Source organism: Methylomarinovum tepidoasis, assembly GCF_030294985.1.
Classification (GTDB): Bacteria; Pseudomonadota; Gammaproteobacteria; order Methylococcales; family Methylothermaceae; genus Methylohalobius; species Methylohalobius tepidoasis.
The window spans coordinates 1,389,971-1,413,602 of the sequence record NZ_AP024718.1 but is presented as its reverse complement, the minus strand read 5'-3'; the positions used below and the strand labels follow the sequence as shown (position 1 = coordinate 1,413,602).

The following is a 23,632-nucleotide window of genomic DNA, read 5'->3' as shown; positions in this document are numbered from 1 at the left end:
TCGGATGATGAGGCGCCATGAACGATACCCCGCAAAGATGCACGATACGGTGATTGAGCTGTCGAAGCAAGCCCGGTGGAAGGATATCCACCACCTCGACACCCCGGCCTGGATGAGCGCAGCGTTCATGCGATTGCCCTGTCGCAGCTTGTTCCCTGCCGACCCATTCCGTTAGAATTGCCCATTTCAGGCAGTCACGCGGCTGCCTTTTTGTTTTCCACCGAACTTGAGGGAAGCGCTCATGACCTCCGCCGTCATGCCCACCTACGCCCGCCTGCCGGTGGCCTTCGTCCGCGGCGAAGGCGCCTGGCTGTGGGACACGGAAGGCCGGCGTTATCTGGACGCCTTGGCCGGTATCGCCGTGTGCAATCTGGGGCACGCCCATCCGCGTCTGGCCCAAGCCCTGTGCGACCAGGCCGGCAATCTGTGGCACACCTCCAACCTCTACCGCATCGAGCCCCAGGAGCGGCTGGCGGCCGAACTGACGCGGCTAGCGGCGATGGACAACGCTTTCTTCTGCAACTCCGGCGCCGAGGCCAACGAGGCCGCCATCAAGCTGGCCCGCGCTTACGGCCACCGCCGCGGCATCGAAACGCCGAAGATCGTCGTGATGGAAGGCAGCTTCCACGGCCGCACCCTGGCGACCCTCAGCGCCACGGGCAATCCCAGGATCCAGCAGGGTTTCGAGCCCCTGGCGGCGGGTTTCGTCCACTGCCCCTTCGGGCAGGCGGAGGCGGTCGCGGCCCTGGCGGACGATCCCGACATCGTCGCCGTCCTGGTGGAACCGGTCCAGGGCGAGGGCGGGGTGCGGGTGCCGCCGCCGGATTACCTGGCCCGGCTGCGCCGGCTCTGCGACAGTCACGGCTGGCTGCTGATGCTCGACGAAGTGCAAACCGGCATCGGCCGCTGCGGCCACTGGTTCGCCCATCAGGATGCCGGAATCGTTCCCGACGTCATGACCCTGGCCAAGGCCCTGGGCAACGGCTTTCCCATCGGTGCCTGCCTCGCCCGGGGGGAAGCGGCCGAGGTGCTGCAGGCGGGGATGCACGGTTCCACCTTCGGCGGCAACTTCCTCGCCTGCCGGGTGGCGCTGGAAGTGCTCCGCGTCCTCGAAGCGGAAAATCTTCTCTCCCGGGCCCAGACCCTGGGCCGGCAGCTGGCCGCCGGCTTCCGGGAGCGTCTCGGCGCTCTCCCCGGGGTCCGGGACATCCGCTACCGGGGCCTCATGCTCGGTATCGAGCTCGACCGTCCCTGCGGCACGCTGGTATCGCAGGCGCTGGAGGCGGGACTTTTGATCAACGTCACCGCCACCTCCGTGGTCCGGCTGCTGCCGCCCCTGATCCTCGACGACGACCAGGCGAGGCAGCTGCTCGACACCCTTTCAACCCTCATCATTCAAACCCTGGACAAACCGTGAAACCACGCCACTTTCTCACCCTGCGCGACCTGAGCCCGCAGGAACTGCATCACCTCATCGACCGCGCCATCGCCCTCAAGGCCCTCAAGGCGCCCTACGAGCCCCTCCGCAACAAGCTTTTGGGGATGATCTTCGAAAAGGCCTCCACCCGCACCCGGGTGTCCTTCGAAGCCGGCATCGTCCAGCTGGGCGGGGCGGCGGTGTTCCTGTCGCCGCGCGACTCCCAGCTCGGCCGCGGCGAACCGCTGGAGGACACCGCCCGGGTGATGTCGCGGATGGTGGACCTGATCGTCCTGCGCACCCACCGTCACGACACCGTGGAACGTTTCGCCGCCCATTCATCGGCGCCGGTCATCAACGGCCTCACCGACCGCTTCCATCCCTGCCAGCTGCTCGCGGACATACAGACCTACGTCGAGCACCGCGGCGACATCCGCGGTCGCAAGGTGGCCTGGATCGGCGACGGCAACAACATGTGCCAGTCCTACATCAACGCCGCGGTGTTGTTCGATTTCCATCTCCACATCGCCTGCCCCCCCGGCTACGAGCCCGAGGTGCAACTGGTGGCCGAGGCCGGCGACCACGTCACCCTCGGCCACGATCCCAAGGCGGCCGCCCGCGATGCCGATCTGGTGGTCACCGACGTCTGGGCCAGCATGGGACAGGAGGAAGAACAGCAGCAACGCATCGCCGCCTTCCGGGATTTCCAGGTCACCGCCGCGCTGATGGCCCTGGCCAAGCCGGATGCCCTGTTCATGCACTGCCTGCCGGCCCATCGTGGCGAGGAGGTCGCCGCCGAGGTGCTGGAAGGCCCGCAAAGCGTGGTCTGGGACGAGGCGGAAAACCGCCTCCACGCGCAGAAGGCATTGATGGAATTCCTGGCGGGGTAAACCCGCACCGTCTCTTTGGCATTGTCCCTGGAGGATTTACAATGCCTGTTTTTCACCACGGGTCCAGGAAGCTGCCGTGAAAGTTCTGATATTTCTTCTGGCCTGGTTGCCGGCGATCGTTCTGGCGGCCGAGACTGCCTACGTCACCGACCGGGTCGAGGTGCTGGTGCGGACCGGCAAAGGCACCCAGTACAAGATCCTGCGCCGCCTCCCCAGCGGCTATCCGGTCACGGTGCTGGAGCGCGATCGCAACAGCGGCTATTCCCGCATCCGCCTCCGCGACGGCACCGAGGGCTGGATCTTGACCCGCTATTTGTCCGATCAACCCAGCGCCCGTCAGCAATTGGCCCAGGTCCAGGCGGCCCTGGAGCGCCTGCGCCAGGAAAACGCCGCACTGAAAAAGGAATTGGCCGAACTGAAGTCGCAGCAGGGCAGTCTGAGCAGCGAACGCGCCCAGCTGGCCCAGCGCAGCGCCCAGCTGGAAGCGGAATTGCAGCGCATCCGCAACGCCGCCGCCCACGCCCTGGAAATCCAGGACGAACGCAACCGTCTGCGCGAACGGGTCGCCGATCTGGAGCGGCAGCTGAAGCAACTGCAGCTGGAAAACCAGGCTTTGAGCCGGGAGAACTCGCAGCGCTGGTTCCTCATCGGCGCCGGGGTTCTCGGTGGCGGCATTCTGCTGGGGCTGATCCTGCCGCGGTTGGGCTGGCGCCGCAAGCGCGGCTGGGATTCCCTATCCTCTCTCTAACCGATTCGCAACGGAGATCCATCCGATCATGACCGACAAGAAACGCCCCCACTCCTCCAAGATCGTCGATGGTTACGAGCGCGCCCCCAGCCGGGCGATGCTCCACCCCTTGGGCTTCAAGGACGAGGACTTCCAGAAACCCCAGATCGGCGTCGCCTCCACCTGGAACATGGTGACCCCGTGCAACATGCACATCAATCAGCTGGCCCAGTACGCCATCCGCGGCATCGAGGAGAACGGCGGCAAGGGCATCCTGTTCCACACCATCACCATTTCCGACGGCATCTCCATGGGCACCGAGGGGATGAAGTACTCCCTGGTATCCCGCGAAGTGATCGCCGATTCCATCGAAACCGTGATGGGCTGCCAGGGCTACGACGGCCTGGTGGCCATCGGCGGCTGCGACAAGAACATGCCCGGCTGCCTGATCGCCATGGCGCGTCTCAACCGCCCGGCGGTGTTCGTCTACGGCGGCACCATCCTGCCCGGCAGCTGCGGCGGCAGGAAAATGGACATCGTCTCGGTGTTCGAAGCTGTCGGCGCCCGCGCCAACGACCAGATCGACGATGCCGCCCTGCACGAGATCGAATCCAAGGCCATCCCCGGCCCCGGCTCCTGCGGCGGCATGTACACCGCCAACACCATGGCCTCGGCCATCGAGGCGCTGGGGATGAGTCTGCCCGGCTCCTCGGCCCAGGCCGCCGTTTCCCCGGAGAAGCAGCAGGACTGCGAACGCGCCGGCGAGGCGGTGCTCAGGCTGCTGGAGCTGGATCTCAAGCCCCGCGACATCATGACCCGCGAGGCTTTCGAGAACGCCATCACCGTGGTCATCGCCCTGGGCGGCTCCACCAACGCGGTCCTCCACCTGCTGGCGATGGCGGACGCCTGCGACGTGCCGCTGAGCCTGGACGACTTCACCCGCATCGGCAAGCAGGTGCCGGTGCTGGCAGACCTCAAACCCAGCGGCCGCTACCACATGGCCGACCTGATCGAGATCGGCGGCATCCAACCGCTGATGAAAACGCTGCTCGACGCCGGCCTGCTGCACGGCGACTGCCTCACCGTCACCGGCAGGACCCTGGCGGAGAATCTGGCCGACGTCGCCCCCTATCCGGAAGGCCAGGACATCATCCGTCCCCTCGACAACCCGATCAAGAAGGACAGCCACCTGGTCATCCTCAAGGGCAACCTGGCTCCCGAAGGGGCGGTGGCCAAGATCAGCGGCAAGGAAGGTCTGCGTTTTACCGGCAGCGCCCGGGTGTTCGAGTGCGAGGAGGAAGCCCTGCAGCGCATTCTCGACGGCACGGTGCAGAAGGGCGACGTCATCGTCATCCGCTACGAAGGCCCCAAGGGCGGCCCCGGCATGCGCGAGATGCTGTCACCCACCTCGGCGGTGATGGGCAAGGGGCTGGGCAAGGACGTGGCCCTCATCACCGACGGCCGCTTCTCCGGCGGCACCCACGGCTTCGTGGTCGGCCACATCACCCCGGAGGCCTATGTCGGTGGCCCCCTGGCCATCGTCGAGGACGGCGACACCCTCACCATCGACGCCGAAACCCGGGAGCTGCGCCTGCACCTGAGCGACGAGGAAATCCAGGCCCGCCTGGCCCGCTGGCGCAAACCCGCCCCCCGTTACACCCGTGGTATCCTTGCCAAGTACGCGGCGCTGGTCAGCTCCGCCTCGGAAGGCGCGGTCACCGACAAGGATCTCGCCGACAAGCTCTAATCCGTGGGCAGGAACCACACAGGCACCGGCGGCCTCGGGGAATGGTCTGAAGGGCGTAACCGGCCTGGACGGCCGGTTATCGAGCCTCCAGGGATGGATTCACGGCGTCCCGCAAGACCATTCCCCGAGGCCATCCAACCGCTCGGTACCCCATGATTGAGGCTGGTGCTTCCCTGGTGGCGGGTGTGGGGTTGCCGGGCGTACCCGGCCTGGACGGCCGGGTCCGAGCCCCCAGGGAAGGGTTCACGGCGTCCCGGCAACCCCACACCCGCCAACTGACACGCCACCCATGATCGACCCTGCCGCCTTCGTCCGCTGGTTCCGGGGCGCCCTGCCCTACATCCATGCGCACCGCGGGCGGACCTTCGTGATTCATTTCGGCGGCGAGGCGGTGGCCGACGAACCCCGCTTCGCCAGCCTGGTCCACGATATCGCCCTGCTCCACGGCCTCGGCATCCGCCTGGTGCTGGTCCCCGGCATCCGCCCCCAGATCGAAACCCGCCTGCAGCGACGCGGCATCGCCTGCCGCTACCACCGGGGACAGCGGATCACCGACGCGACCGCCCTGGAATGCGTCAAGGAAGCCGCCGGCCAGGTTAGGGTGGAAATCGAGGCCCGGCTGTCGCTGGGGGTGGCCGACTCCCCCATGGCCGGGATGCGCCTGCCGGTGATTTCCGGCAACTTCATCACCGCCAAACCCCTGGGCGTCATCGACGGCATCGACTTCCAGTACACCGGCGAGGTGCGCCGGGTCGACGCTGCCGGCATCCAGGCGCTGCTGGCCCAGGAACGCCTGGTGCTGATCCCCCCGCTCGGTTACTCCCCCACCGGCGAGGTCTTCAACCTCCGCGCCGAGACCGTGGCCACCGCCGTCGCCACCGCCCTCAAGGCCGACAAATTCCTGATCCTGATGGAACGGCCTTGCTACCTGGATGAGGAGCCGGTGGCCCAGCTGACCAGCAGCGAGGCCAGAACCCACCTGAACCAGGCGCGTTTCCCGGCACCGGTCGCCCCCCACGTGGAGGCGGCCGTGACCGCCGCGGAAGGCGGCGTCGAACGCGTCCACCTGCTCGACCGCCATCTCGATGGCGCCCTGCTGCTGGAACTGTTCACCCGCGACGGCGCCGGCACCCTGATCTCCCGCCAGCCCTTCGAATCCCTGCGCCCGGCCCGTCTCGACGACATCCCGGGCATCCTGGAGCTCATCGCACCCCTGGAGCGGGAAGGGGTCCTGGTCAAACGCTCCCGGGAGAAACTGGAGATGGACCTGGCCGACTACTGCGTCATCGAACGCGACGGCCTGGTGATCGGCTGCGCCGCCCTGCACGCCTTCCCGGAAGTGAAGATGGGGGAACTGGCCTGCCTGGCCCTGCATCCCGACTACCGGGGGGAAAACCGCGGCCGGCGGCTGCTGGAACACATCGAAGCCCAGGCCCACCGCCAGGGTTTGGAACGGTTGTTCGTCCTCACCACCCGCACCCTGCACTGGTTCCGAGAGCGCGGCTTCCGGCCGGCCGCCTTCACCGATCTGCCGGTCCAGCGCCAGCGCTGCTACAATGCCCAGCGCAATTCCAAAGTGCTGATCAAATGTCTCTGACCACCTGGCGGCTGCCGGCCGATCGTTTCCCGTTGCGCCTGCTGCAACTGTCCGACTGCCATTTTCTCCCCCAACCGGGGGACACCCTGATAGGCGTCGACACCGAAAAGCGCTTTCAAGCCGTCCTCGAAGCCCTGCAACGCCACCCCCAATGGCCGCCGGACCTCCTTCTGCTCACCGGCGATCTGGTCCAGGAACCCCTGGCCGCCCCCTATCGGCGCCTGCACCGCTACCTGGCCTCGCTCCCCTGTCCCTGGCTGGCGCTTCCAGGCAACCACGACGATCCCCGGCTGCTGGCGCAGATTCTCTGCAGAGAGCGCCATCATTGTGCCGGTCAGGTCATTCTGGGCGACGCATGGCAGCTGATCGCCCTCGACAGCCACCTGCCCGGCTCCCACGCCGGCCGGCTCGCCCCTTCCCAGCTGGACTGGCTCGGGAATTGTCTCGGGCGCTGCCGGCTACCGGCGTTGATCGCCCTCCACCACCCGCCGGTCGCCGTCGGCAGCCGCTGGATGGACACCATGCAACTGCAGAACGCCGAAACCTTCTGGCGGCAGCTGGAAGGATACCCTCAGGTCAAGGGCATCGTCTTCGGCCACGTCCACCAGGTATTCAGCGGCCGCTGCCGGGACATCCCCCTGTGGAGTGCGCCCTCCACCTGCTTCCAGTTCAAACCCGGCAGCGACGACTTCGCTGTCGACGCCCTGCCCCCCGGCTGGCGTTGGCTCGAACTGTCATCCCACGGCCGTCTCCGCACCTGGGTGGAACGCCTGGCCGATCTCCCCGGCGGGCTGGACTTCGACACCAGAGGCTATTAGAAACGGAACGAGGTCAGCAGCGCGAACAGGTGCCAGCGCCGCTGGCGTCCCTGCATGTCGTTCTCGGAAGCGGCGAGCCAGCCGGTGCCGTCCACTTTGTGCCACTCGGCCCGCAGCATCCACCAGGGCGTGACGTCCCAACGCAGCCCCACGGTCCAGTCGCGGGCGAAGCGGGCATGGCGAGGATTGCCGGTGAGGCGGGCGTAACGGCGGCCGCTGGTGTCGTCACGGTCGGCGAAATAGACATCGTAGCGCAGCACCGCTTCCAGCTTGGGAAGCACCCGATAGCTGCCCTGCAGGTAATAGCTCTCCCCGGTCATTTCGGTATCGGGCAGGTAACGACCGAAACCGTGAATGTCGATGAAGCGCAGAGCGTATTCGCCGGTCAGCGACAGGCGCTCGCCGTTGTACTGGGCGGAGAAGATCAGCGGTTTCAGAGGCGACTCCCCCGCTTGGAAAAAATCGTTCCGCCCCGGCTGGTAATGAGTATCGACGACGGCGCCGGTCACGGCCAGCCGCACCAGCCCCCCTTGGTATTCGTAGCTGAGACGGCCGATGTAGGACAGGCGGGACTCGAAATCCCCCGGCCGGTCCCCGCCCAGATTCAGCCGCTCGAATTCCTTGTCTCCGACCCCGTTGGGCCATCCCAGTCCCAGGCGCAGGAACCAATCGCCCCAGTCGCCGTAACGTTCGCCGTAGAACTGCACGCCGTCGCTGGCGAGCCCGAGATTGCGGGTACGGTCGAAATAGATGCTCTGGGGCAGAAAGATGGTAGGGCGGGTGAAGGCGACGTCGCGGGTTTCGTTATACAGGCCGAAGGGATTCTTGACCCGCCCCAGCAGCAGCCCGGCCCGGCCGGCGGACCGGGACCAGAAGGTCCAGTCGGCCAGGGCGTAGTCGAGGCGCAACTGATTGGGATCCACCCGGCCGGCCCGGCGGTAGAGTCCCTGAGCCGCCAGCATCAGGTTTGCAGTGGGACGGTAGGAAACATTGACCCCGGCTTCCAGAAAATCCAGGCTGCCGTCCTCGCTCCTGCCGTACCAGCGATTGCCGGAAGTCCAGGTGAAGCCCTGGCTGAGGAAACCGTGCACCTGAAAGCCGTCAGCACCCGGCACCTCCCAGGCGGGAGCCGGCACCGTCCCCCAGGTGACAATCAGAATCAGTAGCCACTTGCGTACGAATTTCATGCTTCGAGTATAGTATCCATCCCCTCACCGAACCTCGACCGACTTTACCTGTTCGTCGATCCATTCGGGGGGGAGATAACCGATCGCCCCCGGGTTGGCAGCGATGCGCGCGTGCAGGGTTTTCACGTCGTCGACCTCGACCGGCGCCTGGCCGGTTCCCGAATAGACGTTGCGGTCCCAGATCCGGCGCAGTTGATGGGGATAGACGTGAAGGATGCGTTTGCAAAAGGTCCGATGCAGGGGGTGGTCATCCGGAAGCACGTAAACCCGGATCGGCGTGCCGTCAGGCCAGGCACGCCGGCGCATGGCGAAGATGGCGCGCAGCTCGTTGCGGGCAAGGCGGGTGACGGAAACACCGGGATGGACGGCGACGACGACGTCCTGCACCGGGTCCTCGCCTCCCTCCCCCACCGACAACACCAGGCCCATCAGCAGGAAAACGGCAATGCGCCAAACGCCTCCAAAAACGAACAAACTTCCTCCAGTCACTCGGGATACCAAGCGCAAGTTGCGGGAGTCGCCCTAGTCCGCCGCCAGAAACCCTCGGGGATCGATCGGCACCGAATCCGAAACCAACAGACGCCCCAGTTCGGTCAACGCCCGGCGATAGACTTCTTTCTTAAAATAGACGACTTCACGCAACGGGTGCCAGTATTCCACCCAGCGCCAGGCGTCGAACTCCGGTTTACCGCAACGGTCAAGGCAGATCCGGGTTTCGTCGGCCCGTAGGCGCAACAAGAACCACAATTGCTTCTGGCCGATGCACAGCGGCAGGGAATGACGCCGAATGTAGCGCGCCGGCAGGCGGTAGCGCAGCCACTCGCGGGTCCGGCCGATCAGTTCGACATCGTCCGCAGCCAGCCCCGTCTCCTCATACAGCTCCCGGTACATCGCCGCCTCGGGATCCTCGCGGCGCTTGATGCCGCCCTGGGGGAACTGCCACGACCGCATTCCCACCCGCCGGGCCCAGAACACATGGCCGGCGTCGTTGCAGAGCACGATCCCTACATTGGGACGGAATCCATCGGCGTCAATCATGTCCAAGCCGACGAGTCACTTTCGGTGATAGAATTTTGACTTTCATTTTCCATAAACTACACCCACCCGGTACCACAGGCAACTTTCGTGATTCCCGAATCTGACCCTCAGCGCGCGCCTGCCCTGGCGCTCTTCGATCTCGACAACACCCTCCTCGGCGGTGACAGCGATTATCTCTGGGGCCAGTTCCTGGTCGAGCGGGGCCTTGTGGACCGCGACCGCTACGAGGCCGCCAACCGGCGCTTCTACGAAGACTACCGCCGCGGCCGTCTCGACATCCGCGCCTTTTTGCGTTTCGCTCTGAAACCGCTGACCGAACACGATCCCGCCCGGCTCGAGACCTGGCGGCGACAGTTCCTCGCCGAGAAGATCGAACCGATCCTGCTCCCGGCGGCGCAAAAGCTGGTGGAATGCCATCGCCGCCGCGGCGACCGGCTGGTGGTCATCACCGCCACCAACGCTTTCGTCACCGCCCCCATCGCCGCCCGCTTCGGCATCGACGACCTGATCGCCACCGAGCCGGAATTCAAGGATGGCCGCTACACCGGGGATTTCGTCGGCACCCCCTGTTTCCAGGAAGGCAAGGTCGTACGGCTGCGCCAGTGGCTGCAGCACCACGATTTCGATCTGCGCCAGGCGACCTTCTACAGCGATTCCCACAACGACCTGCCGCTGCTGGAACAGGTCGGCCACCCGGTCGCCATCGATCCCGACCCGACCCTGGCGGCGCAAGCGGAAAAGCGCGGCTGGCCCATCCTCAGCCTGCGCCAGGGCACGGAACCGGTGAAACTGGAGGCGTCTCAGGCCTTGCGGATCCAGTAATGGAGTATCCCGTCTTCGCGACGGCGTTGCAGGATCTCGTTGCCGCTCTGCTCGGAAAAGACGCCGAAATCCAGCTCCGACGCCGGGTCGGTGGCGATGACGTGGACGATCTGGCCCGGGGCCATCTCGTTGAGGACTTTCTTCAGTTTGAGCAGCGGCAGCGGGCAGTGCAACCCGCTGGTGTCCAGTTCGCGATCGAATTCCATGACACGTCGAAGTCTTCCGATTGAAGGTAAATGATAGCAAAACCCGTCTGCCGCCGATGGACTACCTGCCGGTCTTTCTGAAGCTCACCGGCCGCCTCTGTCTCGTGGTCGGCGGTGGTGCTGTGGCCCTGCGGAAAGCTGAAATGCTGCGCCGGGCAGGCGCCGAAGTCGGCGTCATCGCCCCCCGGTTCCACCCGCAATTGGAAGCCCTCGCCCGTCGGGGCGAAATCCGGCTGCGGCGTCAGGATTACACCCCCGCTGCCCTGGACGGCGCCGTGCTGGTCATCGCCGCCACCGACGACGGCGCCCTCAACCACCGCATCGCGACCGAGGCACGCCGGCGCGGCATCTGGATCAATGCCGTCGATCAGCCGGACGACTGCGATTTCATCCTGCCGGCCATCGTCGATCGCTCCCCCGTCGTAGTCGCCGTCTCCAGCGGCGGCCGGGCCCCAGTCCTGACCCGGCAGGTGAAGGCCAGGCTGGAAACCCTGCTACCGGCCGGACTGGGACGGCTGGCGCACCTGGCCGGCCGCTTCCGGGAAACGGTCAAGCGCCGCCTCCCGCCCCCGCGGCGGCGGCGTTTCTGGGAGCAGGTCTTCGACGGCGCTCCCGGCCAGTTGGTGCACGCCGGTCAGGAACAGGCCGCCGCCCAGGCACTGGAACAGGCCCTGACGGCGGCGGAAACGGACCGTCCCCTCCCCGGCTACGTGGCGTTGGTGGGGGCCGGCCCCGGCGATCCGGAACTGCTCACCCTGCGCGCCCTGCGCCTCCTCCAGGAGGCCGACGTGGTGGTCTACGACCGCCTGGTGTCGCAACCGATTCTGGAGCTGGTCCGCCGCGATGCGGAAAAGATCTACGCCGGCAAGGCCCGCGCCGACCATGCCCTTCCCCAGGAGGCCATCAATACGCTGCTGGTACGGCTGGCGAAACAGGGCAAGCGGGTGGTGCGCCTCAAGGGCGGCGATCCTTTCATCTTCGGCCGCGGCGGCGAGGAAATCGCGACCCTGGCGGACGAAGGCGTGCCCTTCATCGTGGTCCCCGGCATCACCGCCGCCTCCGGCTGCGCCAGTTACGCCGGCATTCCCCTGACCCACCGCGACTATGCCCAGTCCTGCCTGTTCGTCACCGGCCACCGCCGCGACGACCGCCCCAACCTGGACTGGAACCGGCTCATCGCCCCCCGTCAGACCTTGGTGATCTACATGGGTCTGCTAGGCTTAGAGGAAATCTGTCAGGCTCTGGTCGCCCACGGTATGGATCCGGCCATGCCCGCGGCCCTGATTCAGGCCGGCACCACCCCGCAGCAGCAGGTGGTGGTGACCACCGTGGCGACGCTGGCCGACAGGGCCCGGCAGACCGGCGTGTCCCCGCCCACTCTGGTGATCGTGGGCGAAGTGGTGCGCCTGCATGACAAACTGGCCTGGTTCCAAGGAAACCATCGATGAAAACGCTCCTGCCCCTGTTGTTGACCCTGCTTCTGGGCGCCTGTGGCGACGCCAATCCGCCCCTGAAGACCTGGAAACTGGTCCCCGGTGGCATCACCGCCGCCGCGGTGGCCGACAATTACGCCCTGCTGGCCAGCATCGACCAGGGGGCCCAGTGGTGGCGACTGAAACCGAAAAAGCTGCTTCATACCTTCCGGCACAGCCAGGCAAAACAGGAGATGATCGCCGTCGCCGTCACCGCCGACGGCCGTTTCGCGGTCACCGCCGACCGCAACGGCCTGGCCTGGTGGGACACCCGAAGCGGGCGGCCGCTGGCGTCCTGGACCTTGGAAGGCATCCACAGCCTGGCGCTGTCGGCCGATGGCCAGTGGGCGCTGATCGGTCTCGGGGACCGGGCGGTCTATTTCTCCCTGCGCCACGGCAAGACCCGTTTCGCCTTCCCCCACGACCGCGCGGTCAAGACCGTGGCCCTGGATCGCCAGGGCCGTTTCGCCCTCACCGGCAGTGACGATGCCACCGCCAAACTGTGGGATCTGCAAAGCGGCAAGCTGCGCCGCACCTGGAAACAACGGGGCAAACTGGCCGCCGTCGCCCTCTCTGGCCGTGGCACCTACGCCCTGACCAACCCCCTCCTCGGCCCGATCCAGGTCTGGAAGACCGCCAACGGCAAATTGAAACGGCAACTCGGGCCTCGATACGTCACCGTCACCCGCGCCGCCTTCACCCCTTCGGAGGGGCTGCTGGCCACCGGCCACCCTTCCCGGGGCATCAAGCTCTGGAGCCTCAAACGTGGCAAGCTGTTGCGTGAGTTTCTACCGCGTCAGACCGGCATTCTCAAACCCACCTCGGCGCCGGTGCTGGCGCTGCGTTTCGTCAAGGCGGGGAAACGACTGCTCAGCGCCACATCAGACGGCACTGTCCAGCTGTGGGCGATCCGGGGAAGAAAGAAGAAAAAGTGATCTCATCTTGCATCCGGATCAGGTGATCGGCGGCAAAACCGGGAACATCGGCAGAGTCCCGGAGACTCATCACTGCCTTAAATGATCGAGAAGGGCCTCCAGCTCCCCATCCAGCGGGGCTTCGAGACGTATCATAACGTCCCGGCGCGGATGATGGAACGCCACCTGCCAGGCGTGCAGAAACAAGCGTTTGAGCCCCAGGCGGCGCCAGCGGCGGTTCGCCGTCTTGTCGCCGTAGCGCTCGTCCCCGGCGAGGGGGTGTCCCAGCCAGGCGGCGTGGACCCGGATCTGATGGGTGCGGCCGGTCAGCAGTTCGGCCTCCACCAGCGTGGCATGGGGGAAAGCCTCGATGCGGCGGAACAGCGTCTGCGACGGTTTGCCGTCTTCGGCCGCCTTCACTAACCGTTCCCCGCCCTGCAGCACGAATTTGCGCAGCGGTACGTCCACCCGCTGGAATCGACGGCGCCACCCGCCTTCCAAGAGGGCCAGATAGCGCTTTTCCACCCGACCGGAACGCAATTGCTCGTGCAACGCCCGCAGCACGGAACGGCGCTTGGCGATCAGCAGACAGCCGGAGGTGTCGCGGTCGAGACGATGCACCAGCTCCAGGAAGCGGGCCTGGGGACGGATCGCCCGCAGCGCCTCGATCACCCCGCCCGCCAATCCGCTGCCGCCGTGGACCGCCATCCCCGCCGGCTTGTCGAGCACCAGCAGGTCTTCGTCTTCGTACACGATCCGCGCTTCCAGACGCCGCCCCCAGTCTCCCGGCGCCACCGGGGAACAGACTGCTGTGACCTGGACCGGCGGCAGGCGGACCACGTCCCCGGCCTGTAGGCGGTAAGGGGCCTTGACCCGCCCCTTGTTGACCCGCACCTCGCCCGTACGCAGCATCCGGTAGATACGGCTCTTGGGCACTCCCTTGAGACGGGCGAGGAGAAAATTGTCGATGCGCTGACCGGCTTCGTCGGCGTCGATCTCGACCTGGCGCACTGGCGTTTTTCGCGCCGAATCAGAAACTTGTCCTTTCATGGATTTCATGGCATGGCCTGTTTATAATGCTTTGTCCGATGTTTGCTCCCCTCCTTTGCCTGACAGGCATCCAGCCGGGGACACGCCGGCCGGAAGACCGCCTCCCGCGCCTTCCCCGAACCAAGCGCCGGCCACGGAGTCTTAGAAGAAACAAAATCTTCCATAGAAGACCCATTGTAAATCAACTGGTTTAAATCACAGGATGCGAATGCAGCAACCCATTAACCGGGATCGTCCCCTGCCGCAGCAGGAACGCAGCTCCCGCTTTCCGGAGAGCGCTATCCTTGAGACCGACGTCGTGTTCCGGTCCGGTCCCGCCGTGTGCGCATTCGCCCCATGCCAAAAGGACCCTCGCAATGAAAAGAATGCTCATCAACGCCACGCAGCCGGAAGAGCTGCGGGTCGCCCTGGTGGAAGGGCAGAAACTTTACGACTTTGACATTGAGGTTCCCTCCCGAGAACAGAAAAAGTCCAACATCTACAAGGGCATCATCACCCGCATCGAACCCAGCCTGGAAGCCGCCTTCGTCAACTATGGTGCCGAGCGCCACGGCTTTCTGCCGTTCAAGGAGATCGCCCCGACCTATTTCTCTCAGCCCCTTGGACCACAGCAGAGCCGCTCCGACATCAAGGACCTGATCCGGGAGGGCCAGGAGGTCGTGGTCCAGATCGAGAAGGAAGAGCGCGGCACCAAAGGTGCGGCTCTGACCACCTACATCGCCCTGGCCGGCAGCTATCTGGTGCTGATGCCCAACAATCCCCGTGCCGGCGGCATCTCCCGCCGCATCGAGGGCGAGGCCCGGGGCGATCTGAAGGAAATTCTCGCTTCCCTCGACATTCCGGAAGGTATGGGGCTGATCGTCCGTACCGCCGCCGGTGGCAAAAGCGCCGAGGAACTGCAGTGGGATCTCAACTACCTGCTCCAGTTGTGGGAGGCCATCGAACGCTCCGCCGCCCAGCGCAAAGCCCCGTTTCTGATCTTCCAGGAAAGCAACGTCATCATCCGCGCCCTGCGCGACCACCTGCGCGCCGACATCGATGAGATCCTCATCGACAACCCGGCCACCTACCGCATGGTGCGCAACTTCCTCCAGCAGGTGATGCCGCATTTCATTAACAAGGCCAAGCTGTACGAAGATTCCGTTCCCCTGTTCAGCCGTTTCCAGATCGAAAGTCAGATCGAGCTGGCCTACCGGCGCGAGGTGCCATTGCCTTCCGGCGGAGCCATCGTCATCGACCACACCGAGGCCCTGACCACCATCGACATCAACTCGGCCCGGGCCACCAAAGGCGGCGACATCGAAGAAACCGCCTTCAACACCAATCTGGAGGCGGCCGAGGAAATCGCCCGCCAACTGCGGTTGCGCGACCTGGGGGGGTTGTTCGTCATCGACTTCATCGACATGACCGCCATGCGCCACCAGCGGGCGGTGGAAACCAAACTGCGCGAGGCGGTCAAAAGCGACCGGGCCCGGATCCAGATCGGCCGCATCTCCCGCTTCGGTCTGCTGGAAATGTCCCGCCAGCGCTTGCGTCCTTCCCTGGGGGAATCCAGCCTGGTGCCCTGTCCCCGTTGCCAGGGACAGGGCACCATCCGCAGCACCGAATCCCTGGCGCTGTCGATCCTGCGCATCATCGAGGAAGAAGCGCTCAAGCCCCAGACCGGCAAGATCGTGGTGCAACTACCCGTCGAGCCGGCCACCTACCTGCTCAACGAGAAACGCGAGGTGCTCGGGCAGATCGAAAAACGCCACCAGGTCGGCATCGTCATCATCCCGGCGCGCCATCTGGAGACCCCTGCGTACGAAATCCAGCGCATCAAGGCCAGCGAGGGAGAAGAGGAAGCCGTCAGTTACGAACGCATCGAGGAGGAAGAACGCGAATTGCCGGAATACGCCACCGCCGAAGGCCGCAAGGTGGAAGAACCGGCAGTCAAGGATTTCCTGCCCTCGACGCCGGCACCGATCCGCAGCAAGACCTCCTCCACCGAGCTCATCAAACGCTTCTGGCAGAAGCTGGTCGGCGGCGCCCGCACCGCAGAACCGCAGGACCGCCCCGACGAATCCCAGGCTACCGAAACCACGGAAACCCAGCCGCCGAGGCCGCGACGCCCGCGACGACGTCGCGGCACCGCGAACCGCAGCGCCGCACCGACGACCCCGACGCCGGTAGAAACCACGACAGCGGAAAATCCGCCTGCGGAAGAAGAACCCACCCCGGCGCCCTCACGCCGCCGCAGCAGCCGCCGCGGTGGCCGGCGGCGGCGGGGACGCCGCGCCGGTGGCAACCCTGCCGTTCCATCCCGGCCGGACAACGCTGAAACGACGGCGGAAAACACACCTGCGCCTGAGACAGACAAGGCTACGCTCACCCCCCCACCGGCCACCAACATTCTGCCAGCGCCCAGAACCACGGAAACGCCGGAAAAACCGCCAACGGATCGAAACGACGAACCGGACTGACCCATCGGGGCGGTCAGCCCGGTTATCCCCTCTCCGACCAGGGAATTCGGCAATGCATTGAAAAGGCCGGCGTACAGCCGGCCGATCAGAAATCCTCCAGATCGAACACGTCGCCGATCTGTTCGCGGAGGCGCTTCATTTCCAGATATTGTTCCACCTGACGGCGGGCCGCCAGTTTCTTCCGGTCCTCGCGCCACTGGGAAAACAGCGCCTCCACTTCCTGGTCGATGTTGTCGTGGTCGTCGGTTTGCAACCGTTCGGACATCTCCATCGTCGTCACCTCCTTCAGCCGGTCAACGGATTTCCGCCACCAGACGCGCCAACAGGACTTCGGCCTGACGGCGGTAACTGTCTCCGAAGAGATTCAGATGGTTGAGGACATGATAGAGGTTGTAGAGATCCCGCCTGACGGGGTAGCCGGGATCCAGCGGCCAGGCCGCCCGGTAGGCGGCGTGAAAACGCGCATCGAAACCGCCGAACAATTCGGTCATGGCCACATCGGCCTCCCGATCTCCCCAGTAACAGGCCGGGTCATAGACTACCGGATCTCCCTCCGGAAGCGCCGCAGCGTTCCCCGACCACAGGTCCCCGTGCAACAGCGAGGGAACCAGCCGGTGGCCGGAGAACAGGGCGTCCAGATTGACCAGCAAGCACTCGCCGAGTTCCTGAATTTTCCCGCCGTATCCCCGCCTGGCCGCCAGCGCCAGCTGGTAACCCAGGCGGCGCCGGCGCCAGAACGCGATCCAGTCGTCGGCAAAACCGTTGGGCTGCGGCGTCGCGCCGATGAAGTTATCGCAAGGCCAACCGTATCGCGGCTGCGGAACCTGATGCAGCCGCGCCAGACGTTCACCCAGGCGGGCATCGGCATCGCCATCCCGGCAGGTCAAAGGCAACCATTCGAGAATCAGGAAGGCTTTTCCGTCCAGACACCCCCAATCGCGCACCGCCGGCACCCGCACCGCTTTGGTTTCAGCCAAAGCGCGCAGGCCTTCGGCCTCGGCGGCGAACATCGGCAGACGGGCGGCTTCGGCGGTTTTGACGAAATAACGCCGGCTTCCACCTGTCACCTGCCAGGCCTCGTGGATGCAGCCCCCCGTGACCGGCGCGTAAGCAGCAAGCCTGAAGCCGGGATCGACCCGGCGCACGATTTCACCGAAAAAAGTCCGGTTCATGGTTGATTCATCCCTGCAGGGAAATTAACATCGTTCCGCATGAACGCACTTGCCCGCTTCCTCTGCAGCTGCCTGCTGCTGTTTCTGGTCACCCACAACGTCCTCGCGGACAGGAGGCAATCTGTGACCATGGTCCTGAAATCCCCCGCCTTCTCCCACAACGGCGAGATCCCGGTCAAGTATACCTGTGACGGTGAAGACATCTCCCCACCTCTGACGTGGTCCGGTATTCCCGACGAGGCCAAGAGCCTGGCCCTCATCGTCGACGATCCGGACGCCCCCGATCCCCGTTTCCCGATCATGACCTGGGTGCACTGGATCCTGTACGATATCCCGCCCACGGCGACCGGACTGCCGGAGGGCGTCACCTCCGAACAGCTGCCCCCCGGCACCAGAGAAGGGCTGAACGACTGGAAACGCACCGGCTACGGCGGCCCCTGTCCGCCCCGGGGACGGCACCGCTATTTCTTCAAGCTGTATGCGCTCGACACCGTGCTTCCGGATCTCGACACGCCGACCAAGAAAAAGCTGGAGAAGGCGATGAAGGGGCATGTTCTGGAGGAGGCGGTGTTGATCGGGACGTATCAGCGGCAAAAATAACCGTTTGTATTTTTTCGGCCCATGCCGGCATCCGCACGACATCATTTGCATGCACAGACCCGCTCTGTTGGGGTACCGAGCCTACCTCACCTTGATCCCGCTTGCCGTCGTTCTCCCCGGCAGCAAATGGATGGAATTCTTCTATGCCTTGACCGTTTTGCCAATCCTGACCTGGATCATGGTCCAAGAGGGCTGGTTCCGCACCCTTACCGCCAGCCGGCTGTTCCGCCTCATTTCCCTCTATACGGTCCTGGCGCTCGCCAGCATCGCCTGGTCGCACGTTCCAACGGCCTCTGACGAGCACATAGTTTTCAAGTTGATTTCAAACACCGTCCTCATCCTTCATTTTACGATTGCGACCGCCTATTTCCGCCAGCGGTTTACGCCTGATTTCCCAAGCTTGGCAACGAGCCTGGTCATCGCCGCAAGCCTGGCGGCGGCAATCGATATGGGCGTCTGGTATCATGACCATCCCTTTCCCTTGTCGAGGCTGGAAGGCATCGGCCAGATAGACAGCCCTATACGTTCCACCGCCATCATCGCCGCGGCGCAAATCATGGCTTTCCACCTTTTTCTGACAACTGGACAAAACCGCTATCTAGCGCTTCAAATACCCCTGCTTTTGTATCTGGCCCTCTCCCAGAGCCGCAGCATTCTGATCGCCTGCTTGGTTTGCCTGCCCGTCACGGCGATATTGGCCGGCGTCGATCCAAAGTCTCTTGTTCTCCGCCTGGCCGCCATCTTGGGCATCCTGTTGGTTTCTCTGTGCATCCTTTACCTGGCCGAACCTGCCTGGGCAAGTGAAATCTTCCGCTCCGTTCCCTACCGTCCTTACATCTGGCAGGCAAGTTTCCTGCAAGCGTTGCAACATCCCTTTCTGGGTTCCGGCCTGCTTTCCGATCCCGGCGGGAACGTCACCATCGACGGCCACCCTTTCCACTACGGCGATGCCCACAATCTGCTCCTGGGACATTTCCGTGCGTTGGGAATCGCCGGTGTCCTGGCCATTGTCGCTGTGATCGGCACCGCTCTTGGCTACAGTTATCGGGGCTGGCGGAAAATGCAGCTTGACGGCCTGGCCGTCCCGCTGCTGGCGTTCGCTTTTCTGGCCATGCAGGCCAATGAATGGGAGCTGTTTTACCCCGGCTTCAAAGTCAAAGAAGTACTGACGGTTTTCTGGTTCCCCCTCGGCATCGCCCTCGGGGACGAACTGATTCTGCGACAATCACCACCTTCTGCAAAATGATCCCACCTACCTGGTTGCATACGCCTTCTGAGAAGGCGGCCTGTACCGTCATTGCCGAGGTCGCCCAGGCCCACGACGGCAGTCTGGGGATGGCCCACGCCTTCATCGACGCCATCGCCACCACCGGCGCCGACGCGGTGAAATTCCAGACCCACATCGCCGCGGCGGAAAGCACGCCGGGCGAGCCTTGGCGGGTCCGCTTCAGCCCTCAAGACGAAACCCGTTACGATTATTGGAAGCGGATGGAATTCACCCCCGAGCAATGGGCCGGGCTCAAGCGCCACTGTGAGGAAAAGGGCCTGCTGTTTCTCAGCTCCCCGTTTTCGGAACCGGCTTTCGAGCTCCTGGACCGCATCGGCGTGGCCGCCTGGAAAGTCGCCTCCGGAGAGATCACCAACAAGCCCCTGCTCGAACGCATGGCCCGCACCGGGCTGCCCATGCTGCTGTCCACGGGGATGAGCCCGCTGGCGGAGATCGACCGCACCGTGGCATGGCTGCGAGGCTTTTCCTCGCCCCTGGCGGTGCTGCAATGCACGTCCGAATACCCCTGCGGCCCTGAGCACATCGGCATCAACAACGTCGTCCTGTTCCGGGAACGCTATGGCGCCGCCGGTCTCTCGGATCATTCCGGCACGATTTATCCGGGACTGGCCGCGGCGGTGCTGGGCGCCCAGGTCGTCGAGGTCCACGTCACCCTCAGCCGCCACATGTTCGGCCCTGACGTACCCGCATCGCTGACGATAGAGGAACTGACCCGGCTGGTGGAAGGCATCCGCTTCATCGAAACCATGCTGGCCCACCCCCAGGACAAGGACCGGATGCCGGAGACGGTCGAAGCCTTGCGCCCCATCTTCATGAAGAGCGTGGTAACCCGCCAGGCGCTCCCGGCCGGAACCCGCCTCGAGGCCGGACACCTGACCACCAAGAAACCGGGAACCGGCATTCCGGCGTGGGATTTCGACCGCCTCATAGGCAGACGCCTGCGCAACAGCGTACCGGAAAACCACATCCTGACGCCGGAGGATCTGGAGGACTAATGCACCGCCGCAAGATTTGCGTCGTCATCACCGCCCGTCCCAGCTACGCCCGCATCCGCACCGCCATGGAAGCGATCCGGGAACATCCAAAGCTGGAACTTCAGGTGATCACCGCCGCTTCCGCCATCCTGGAGCGTTTCGGTTTTCCCGACCGGGTGATCGAGGCCGAAGGTTTCAGCATCGATTACAAGCTCCACACCATGCTCGAAGGCGGCAATCTGGTCACCGCCGCGAAATCCACCGGTCTGGGCATCATCGAGCTGACTTCGGCGTTCCAGGCGCTGGCGCCGGATGCGGTGGTAACCATCGCCGACCGCTTCGAAACCCTGTCCACCGCCGTGGCCGCCGCCTACATGAACATTCCGCTGGTGCACATCCAGGGCGGGGAGATCACCGGCAACATCGACAACAAGGTGCGCCACGCCATCACCAAACTGGCCGACCTCCACCTGGTGGCATCCGAACCGGCACGCCGGCGGGTGATCGCCATGGGAGAAGAACCCGCCACCGTTCACGTCACCGGCTGCCCTTCCATCGATCTGGCCGCCCGCATCCTTCGCGATCCGGAAATCAAGGTCGATCTGTTCGCCGCCTACAAGGGCGTCGGCCCCACTTTCGACTGGCATCAGCCCTATTTGGTCGTGCTCCAGCACCCGGTCACCACCGAACCGGAAGCCGCCGGCTTTCAGGCGGAGGAAACGCTGCACGCCGTCCACCAAAGCGGCATCCCCACCTTCTGGTTCTGGCCCAACATCGATGCCGGCTCCGACGCTACCTCCCACGCCATCCGCGCCTTTCGGGAACGTTACCGGCCGCAGAACATCCATTTCTTCAAGAATCTGCCGCCCGACGATTTTCTGCGGCTGGTGTACCATTCCCTGGCGATCGTGGGCAACTCCAGCGTCGGCATCCGCGAGTGTGCCTTCCTCGGCGTCCCTGCCGTCAACATCGGCAAACGCCAGCAGAACCGCGACCGGGCTCCCAACGTCATCGACATCGACCACGACCGCCGCCAAATCCTCGCTGCGATCGAAACGGTCAAACGACAACCACGCCCCCAGCCGAGCCACCTGTACGGTGACGGCCGTGCCGGTGAGCGCATCGCCGACCTGCTCGCCACCGAACCTTTGCATTACGAAAAATGACTGCACATCGTTCCTTTTTCCTCCCGATCGAAATCAAGGCCAGAGAACTGGACGCCACCATCCTCCTCGCCTGCCTCCTCGCAGAACGGGGACACCAGGTCTGGCTCGGCAATCATAAACATTCCAAACGGACCGCCCACACCCTGCCGCCCCTGGTCTATCTGGGACGCACGATCACCCAATCGGTGGGAAAGCGCTATCGCTGGCTGCGTGACATGGGGCACTGCATCACGGCACTGGACGAGGAGGGGCTGGTGATCTATTCCCCGGAAATCTACCGCACCCGCAGAATCGGCCGGGACACCATCCGCATCCCCCAGGCCCTGTTCGCCTGGGGCCCGGCCAATGCCGCCATCTGGCGTGAGGAACTGGGCGACGCGTCACGGATCCACATCACTGGCAACCCCCGCTTCGATCTGCTGCGCACCCCCTTGCGGGAGATCTACCGCCAGCGCGCCGCCGCCTACCAGGCCCGGTTCGGCCGCTACGTGCTGTTCAACAGCAACTTCCACTGGGTCAACACCCGAGATGCGGCGGCAACCCGCCTGCCGGACCCGGACGACGTCGCCGCCGGCCGCTTTCCCGTGCCGGCTTTCTACAATCCCGATCTGGCCCGTTATCGCATTCGCCTGTTCCGCGCTTACCTGGAGGCGCTGCCCCGACTGGCCCGGTCCCTGCCACAGCTGCATTTCATCATTCGCCCGCATCCGGCGGAAAACCCGGGACCCTGGCAGGAAGCCACCGCCCATCTGCCCAACTGCACCGTGCTGCACGAAGGGGAGGTCACCCCCTGGATCCTGGGCAGCGAGGCGGTTTTGCACCACAGCTGCACCACGGCGGTGGAGGCGACCATCCTCGGCAAACCCGTGCTCTGCTATCGCCCTTACCGCGAAGCGTCCATGGATCCCCACCTGCCCATCCAGCTGAGCCTGCAGGCCGAAGATCCTGACACCCTACGGCAGGCGCTAACCTCGGCCTTGGAGCAGAAAACCTACCGCCTGAAACCCCAACAAGAAGCGCTCCTGGGAAAACATGTGGCAGCACTGGACGGCCCTCTGGCCAGCGAACGCATTGCCGATGTCCTGGAAACGGTACCCTTTCCGCAGATCTCCCGGATGAAACGGCTTCGCAGCCGCTGGCGGGGCGTTCGCAAACAGATCCAGCGCCGCCTGCTCGGGGAAACCGAGACACCGCTCAGGGACGTGTTCCCACCGACGCCGGTCGCGGAAATCAACCAGCGTATCGTCGCCTATGCCCGGTTGCTGAACCGCTTCGACGGCATCGAGGCGGTTGCGTTGGACACCAACTACTACTGCATCCGTCATGTGGAAAGGCCATAGCGTTCTCGCCGTCGTCCCCGCCCGCGGCGGCAGCAAGGGCATTCCTGGCAAGAACTTACGCGAAGTGGGCGGGCGCTCCCTGATCGGGTGGACCGGTTGGCTGATCGACCAGATCCCCTGGATTGACCAGGCGCTTCTCAGCACCGACGATCCTGCCCTGGCCGAGGAAGGACGCCGTTCCGGCCTGGCGGTTCCCTTTCTGCGCCCGCCCGAGCTTGCGACCGATACCGCTTTGGGGATCGATGTCTGGCGCCATGCCTGGCTGGCGGCGGAAGCACACTGGAGACGGCAGTTCGATCTCGCCGTCTATCTCCAACCGACCACGCCTTTGCGGCGTCCCGAGCATATCGAAAAAACCGTCGAGGCACTGTCGGCAGGCAACTTCGAGGCCGCCACCACCATCGCGCCGGTTCCCGGCCATTTCGTACCGGAAAAAATATTGCGTCTGGATGAAAGTGGCTGTGTCCGCCCTTATCTGGACAAGAGCCTGTCCAACCGCCAGCAGGCACCGCGGTATTATTACCGCACCGGCGCGTGCTATGCCGCCTGGCGGGATACCATCGTGACCAAAAGGCGCATCGTGGAAGGAAACTGCGCAGGCGTCGTGATCGAGACGCCAACGGCCAACATTGACGATCCCATCGATCTGGATTTCGCCGAATTCCTTTATCAAAAGCACTATCGATAGCGACCGGCGTTATCCCACCCTATTACCCACATCTCCCACCCCTGTAGTAAGATGTTG

Annotated in this window: 23 protein-coding genes; 16 read left to right on the top strand and 7 right to left on the bottom strand. The window is 64.7% G+C overall.

Features of this window, described 5'->3' with window-relative positions; translation table 11 throughout:
* Nucleotides 1-241 precede the first annotated feature (241 nt).
* The 6 genes from MIN45_RS07175 (at nt 242) to cpdA (ending at nt 7,196) form a co-directional block, all read left to right on the top strand.
* Nucleotides 242-1,417, top strand: coding sequence for an acetylornithine transaminase (locus MIN45_RS07175; RefSeq protein WP_286291257.1), 1,176 nt, complete (start codon nt 242-244; stop codon nt 1,415-1,417).
* On the top strand, nt 1,414-2,307 hold the full coding sequence (gene argF / locus MIN45_RS07170; protein ID WP_286291256.1) for an ornithine carbamoyltransferase: 894 nt from the start codon (nt 1,414-1,416) through the stop codon (nt 2,305-2,307). The genes MIN45_RS07175 and argF overlap by 4 nt, the downstream gene beginning before the upstream one ends.
* Before the next feature lie 76 nt (nt 2,308-2,383).
* Entirely contained in the window at nt 2,384-3,055 is a 672-nt protein-coding gene (locus MIN45_RS07165) for a TIGR04211 family SH3 domain-containing protein (protein ID WP_286291254.1), read from the top strand.
* A gap of 28 nt (nt 3,056-3,083) precedes the next feature.
* On the top strand, nt 3,084-4,781 hold the full coding sequence (gene ilvD / locus MIN45_RS07160; RefSeq protein ID WP_286291253.1) for a dihydroxy-acid dehydratase: 1,698 nt from the start codon (nt 3,084-3,086) through the stop codon (nt 4,779-4,781).
* Nucleotides 4,782-5,070: 289 nt separating this feature from the next.
* Entirely contained in the window at nt 5,071-6,378 is a 1,308-nt protein-coding gene (gene argA / locus MIN45_RS07155; protein ID WP_286291252.1) for an amino-acid N-acetyltransferase, read from the top strand.
* Nucleotides 6,369-7,196, top strand: a complete 828-nt coding sequence (gene cpdA / locus MIN45_RS07150) for a 3',5'-cyclic-AMP phosphodiesterase (protein ID WP_286291251.1) — start codon at nt 6,369-6,371, stop codon at nt 7,194-7,196. The genes argA and cpdA overlap by 10 nt, the downstream gene beginning before the upstream one ends.
* Here cpdA and MIN45_RS07145 read toward each other — a convergent pair.
* The 3 genes from MIN45_RS07145 to MIN45_RS07135 are packed head-to-tail and all read right to left on the bottom strand — an operon-like array spanning nt 7,193 to nt 9,421.
* Nucleotides 7,193-8,383, bottom strand: a complete 1,191-nt coding sequence (locus MIN45_RS07145; protein WP_286291249.1) for a porin family protein — start codon at nt 8,381-8,383, stop codon at nt 7,193-7,195. The two genes, cpdA and MIN45_RS07145, sit on opposite strands and share 4 nt — an antisense overlap.
* Before the next feature lie 24 nt (nt 8,384-8,407).
* The gene (locus MIN45_RS07140; RefSeq protein WP_286291248.1) at nt 8,408-8,857 is read right to left on the bottom strand and encodes a type 2 periplasmic-binding domain-containing protein; all 450 of its coding nucleotides are present in this window, start codon (nt 8,855-8,857) and stop codon (nt 8,408-8,410) included.
* A gap of 48 nt (nt 8,858-8,905) precedes the next feature.
* Nucleotides 8,906-9,421 carry an RNA pyrophosphohydrolase gene (locus MIN45_RS07135; protein ID WP_286291246.1) on the bottom strand — a complete coding sequence of 172 codons (516 nt, stop codon included), beginning with the start codon at nt 9,419-9,421 and terminating at the stop codon, nt 8,906-8,908.
* Between the two features lie 87 nt (nt 9,422-9,508).
* Between MIN45_RS07135 and MIN45_RS07130 the strand changes: the two genes are divergently transcribed.
* A complete protein-coding gene (locus tag MIN45_RS07130) occupies nt 9,509-10,243 on the top strand; it encodes a histidinol-phosphatase (protein WP_286291245.1) in 735 nt (244 codons plus the stop codon).
* On the opposite strand, the gene MIN45_RS07125 is transcribed toward MIN45_RS07130, so the two are convergent.
* Complete coding sequence (locus MIN45_RS07125) at nt 10,222-10,449, bottom strand: sulfurtransferase TusA family protein (protein WP_286291243.1); 228 nt, start codon at nt 10,447-10,449, stop codon at nt 10,222-10,224. The two genes, MIN45_RS07130 and MIN45_RS07125, sit on opposite strands and share 22 nt — an antisense overlap.
* 20 nt (nt 10,450-10,469) lie before the next feature.
* Here MIN45_RS07125 and cysG point away from each other — a divergent pair, with 20 nt between their 5' ends.
* Together cysG and MIN45_RS07115 are read left to right on the top strand one after the other, a co-directional pair.
* On the top strand, nt 10,470-11,897 hold the full coding sequence (cysG, locus tag MIN45_RS07120; protein WP_422732654.1) for a siroheme synthase CysG: 1,428 nt from the start codon (nt 10,470-10,472) through the stop codon (nt 11,895-11,897).
* Nucleotides 11,894-12,856, top strand: coding sequence for a WD40 repeat domain-containing protein (locus MIN45_RS07115; RefSeq protein ID WP_286291242.1), 963 nt, complete (start codon nt 11,894-11,896; stop codon nt 12,854-12,856). The genes cysG and MIN45_RS07115 overlap by 4 nt, the downstream gene beginning before the upstream one ends.
* 69 nt (nt 12,857-12,925) lie before the next feature.
* Here MIN45_RS07115 and rluC read toward each other — a convergent pair whose 3' ends face one another.
* Nucleotides 12,926-13,846 (bottom strand): 23S rRNA pseudouridine(955/2504/2580) synthase RluC, encoded by a 921-nt coding sequence (gene rluC / locus MIN45_RS07110; protein WP_286291240.1) that lies wholly within the window; start codon nt 13,844-13,846, stop codon nt 12,926-12,928.
* A gap of 395 nt (nt 13,847-14,241) precedes the next feature.
* Here rluC and MIN45_RS07105 point away from each other — a divergent pair, with 395 nt between their 5' ends.
* Entirely contained in the window at nt 14,242-16,347 is a 2,106-nt protein-coding gene (locus MIN45_RS07105) for an Rne/Rng family ribonuclease (protein ID WP_286291238.1), read from the top strand.
* 85 nt (nt 16,348-16,432) lie between these two features.
* Here the strand turns inward: MIN45_RS07105 and MIN45_RS07100 are convergent, their stop codons facing one another.
* Nucleotides 16,433-16,618 carry a PA3496 family putative envelope integrity protein gene (locus MIN45_RS07100; protein ID WP_286291237.1) on the bottom strand — a complete coding sequence of 62 codons (186 nt, stop codon included), beginning with the start codon at nt 16,616-16,618 and terminating at the stop codon, nt 16,433-16,435.
* A gap of 22 nt (nt 16,619-16,640) precedes the next feature.
* Entirely contained in the window at nt 16,641-17,519 is an 879-nt protein-coding gene (locus tag MIN45_RS07095) for a fructosamine kinase family protein (RefSeq protein WP_286291235.1), read from the bottom strand.
* A 39-nt stretch (nt 17,520-17,558) separates the two neighbouring features.
* On the opposite strand from MIN45_RS07095, the gene MIN45_RS07090 reads away from it, so the two are divergent.
* The 6 genes from MIN45_RS07090 (at nt 17,559) to MIN45_RS07065 (ending at nt 23,575) form a co-directional block, all read left to right on the top strand.
* Complete coding sequence (locus tag MIN45_RS07090; protein ID WP_286291233.1) at nt 17,559-18,119, top strand: YbhB/YbcL family Raf kinase inhibitor-like protein; 561 nt, start codon at nt 17,559-17,561, stop codon at nt 18,117-18,119.
* 91 nt (nt 18,120-18,210) lie between these two features.
* Nucleotides 18,211-19,365 carry an O-antigen ligase family protein gene (locus MIN45_RS07085; RefSeq protein WP_286291231.1) on the top strand — a complete coding sequence of 385 codons (1,155 nt, stop codon included), beginning with the start codon at nt 18,211-18,213 and terminating at the stop codon, nt 19,363-19,365.
* 14 nt (nt 19,366-19,379) lie between these two features.
* Complete coding sequence (locus tag MIN45_RS07080) at nt 19,380-20,402, top strand: N-acetylneuraminate synthase family protein (protein ID WP_286291230.1); 1,023 nt, start codon at nt 19,380-19,382, stop codon at nt 20,400-20,402.
* Nucleotides 20,402-21,547, top strand: coding sequence for a UDP-N-acetylglucosamine 2-epimerase (neuC, locus tag MIN45_RS07075; RefSeq protein WP_286291229.1), 1,146 nt, complete (start codon nt 20,402-20,404; stop codon nt 21,545-21,547). The genes MIN45_RS07080 and neuC overlap by 1 nt, the downstream gene beginning before the upstream one ends.
* Nucleotides 21,544-22,887, top strand: a complete 1,344-nt coding sequence (locus tag MIN45_RS07070; RefSeq protein ID WP_286291228.1) for a surface carbohydrate biosynthesis protein — start codon at nt 21,544-21,546, stop codon at nt 22,885-22,887. The genes neuC and MIN45_RS07070 overlap by 4 nt, the downstream gene beginning before the upstream one ends.
* A complete protein-coding gene (locus MIN45_RS07065; RefSeq protein ID WP_286291227.1) occupies nt 22,871-23,575 on the top strand; it encodes an acylneuraminate cytidylyltransferase family protein in 705 nt (234 codons plus the stop codon). The genes MIN45_RS07070 and MIN45_RS07065 overlap by 17 nt, the downstream gene beginning before the upstream one ends.
* The last annotated feature ends 57 nt before the right edge of the window (nt 23,576-23,632 follow it).

Bases quoted from the DNA above. Each gene is read 5' to 3' on its own strand.
- MIN45_RS07175 (WP_286291257.1), top strand. From the start codon at position 242: ATGACCTCCGCCGTCATGCCCACCTACGCCCGCCTGCCGGTGGCCTTC.
- MIN45_RS07115 (WP_286291242.1), top strand. From the start codon at position 11,894: ATGAAAACGCTCCTGCCCCTGTTGTTGACCCTGCTTCTGGGCGCCTGT.
- neuC (WP_286291229.1), top strand. From the start codon at position 20,402: ATGCACCGCCGCAAGATTTGCGTCGTCATCACCGCCCGTCCCAGCTAC.
- MIN45_RS07125 (WP_286291243.1), bottom strand. From the start codon at position 10,449: ATGGAATTCGATCGCGAACTGGACACCAGCGGGTTGCACTGCCCGCTG.
- cpdA (WP_286291251.1), top strand. From the start codon at position 6,369: ATGTCTCTGACCACCTGGCGGCTGCCGGCCGATCGTTTCCCGTTGCGC.
- MIN45_RS07065 (WP_286291227.1), top strand. From the start codon at position 22,871: ATGTGGAAAGGCCATAGCGTTCTCGCCGTCGTCCCCGCCCGCGGCGGC.
- MIN45_RS07095 (WP_286291235.1), bottom strand. From the start codon at position 17,519: ATGAACCGGACTTTTTTCGGTGAAATCGTGCGCCGGGTCGATCCCGGC.
- MIN45_RS07135 (WP_286291246.1), bottom strand. From the start codon at position 9,421: ATGATTGACGCCGATGGATTCCGTCCCAATGTAGGGATCGTGCTCTGC.
- MIN45_RS07090 (WP_286291233.1), top strand. From the start codon at position 17,559: ATGAACGCACTTGCCCGCTTCCTCTGCAGCTGCCTGCTGCTGTTTCTG.
- argA (WP_286291252.1), top strand. From the start codon at position 5,071: ATGATCGACCCTGCCGCCTTCGTCCGCTGGTTCCGGGGCGCCCTGCCC.
- ilvD (WP_286291253.1), top strand. From the start codon at position 3,084: ATGACCGACAAGAAACGCCCCCACTCCTCCAAGATCGTCGATGGTTAC.
- MIN45_RS07105 (WP_286291238.1), top strand. From the start codon at position 14,242: ATGAAAAGAATGCTCATCAACGCCACGCAGCCGGAAGAGCTGCGGGTC.
- MIN45_RS07100 (WP_286291237.1), bottom strand. From the start codon at position 16,618: ATGGAGATGTCCGAACGGTTGCAAACCGACGACCACGACAACATCGAC.
- MIN45_RS07070 (WP_286291228.1), top strand. From the start codon at position 21,544: ATGACTGCACATCGTTCCTTTTTCCTCCCGATCGAAATCAAGGCCAGA.
- MIN45_RS07145 (WP_286291249.1), bottom strand. From the start codon at position 8,383: ATGAAATTCGTACGCAAGTGGCTACTGATTCTGATTGTCACCTGGGGG.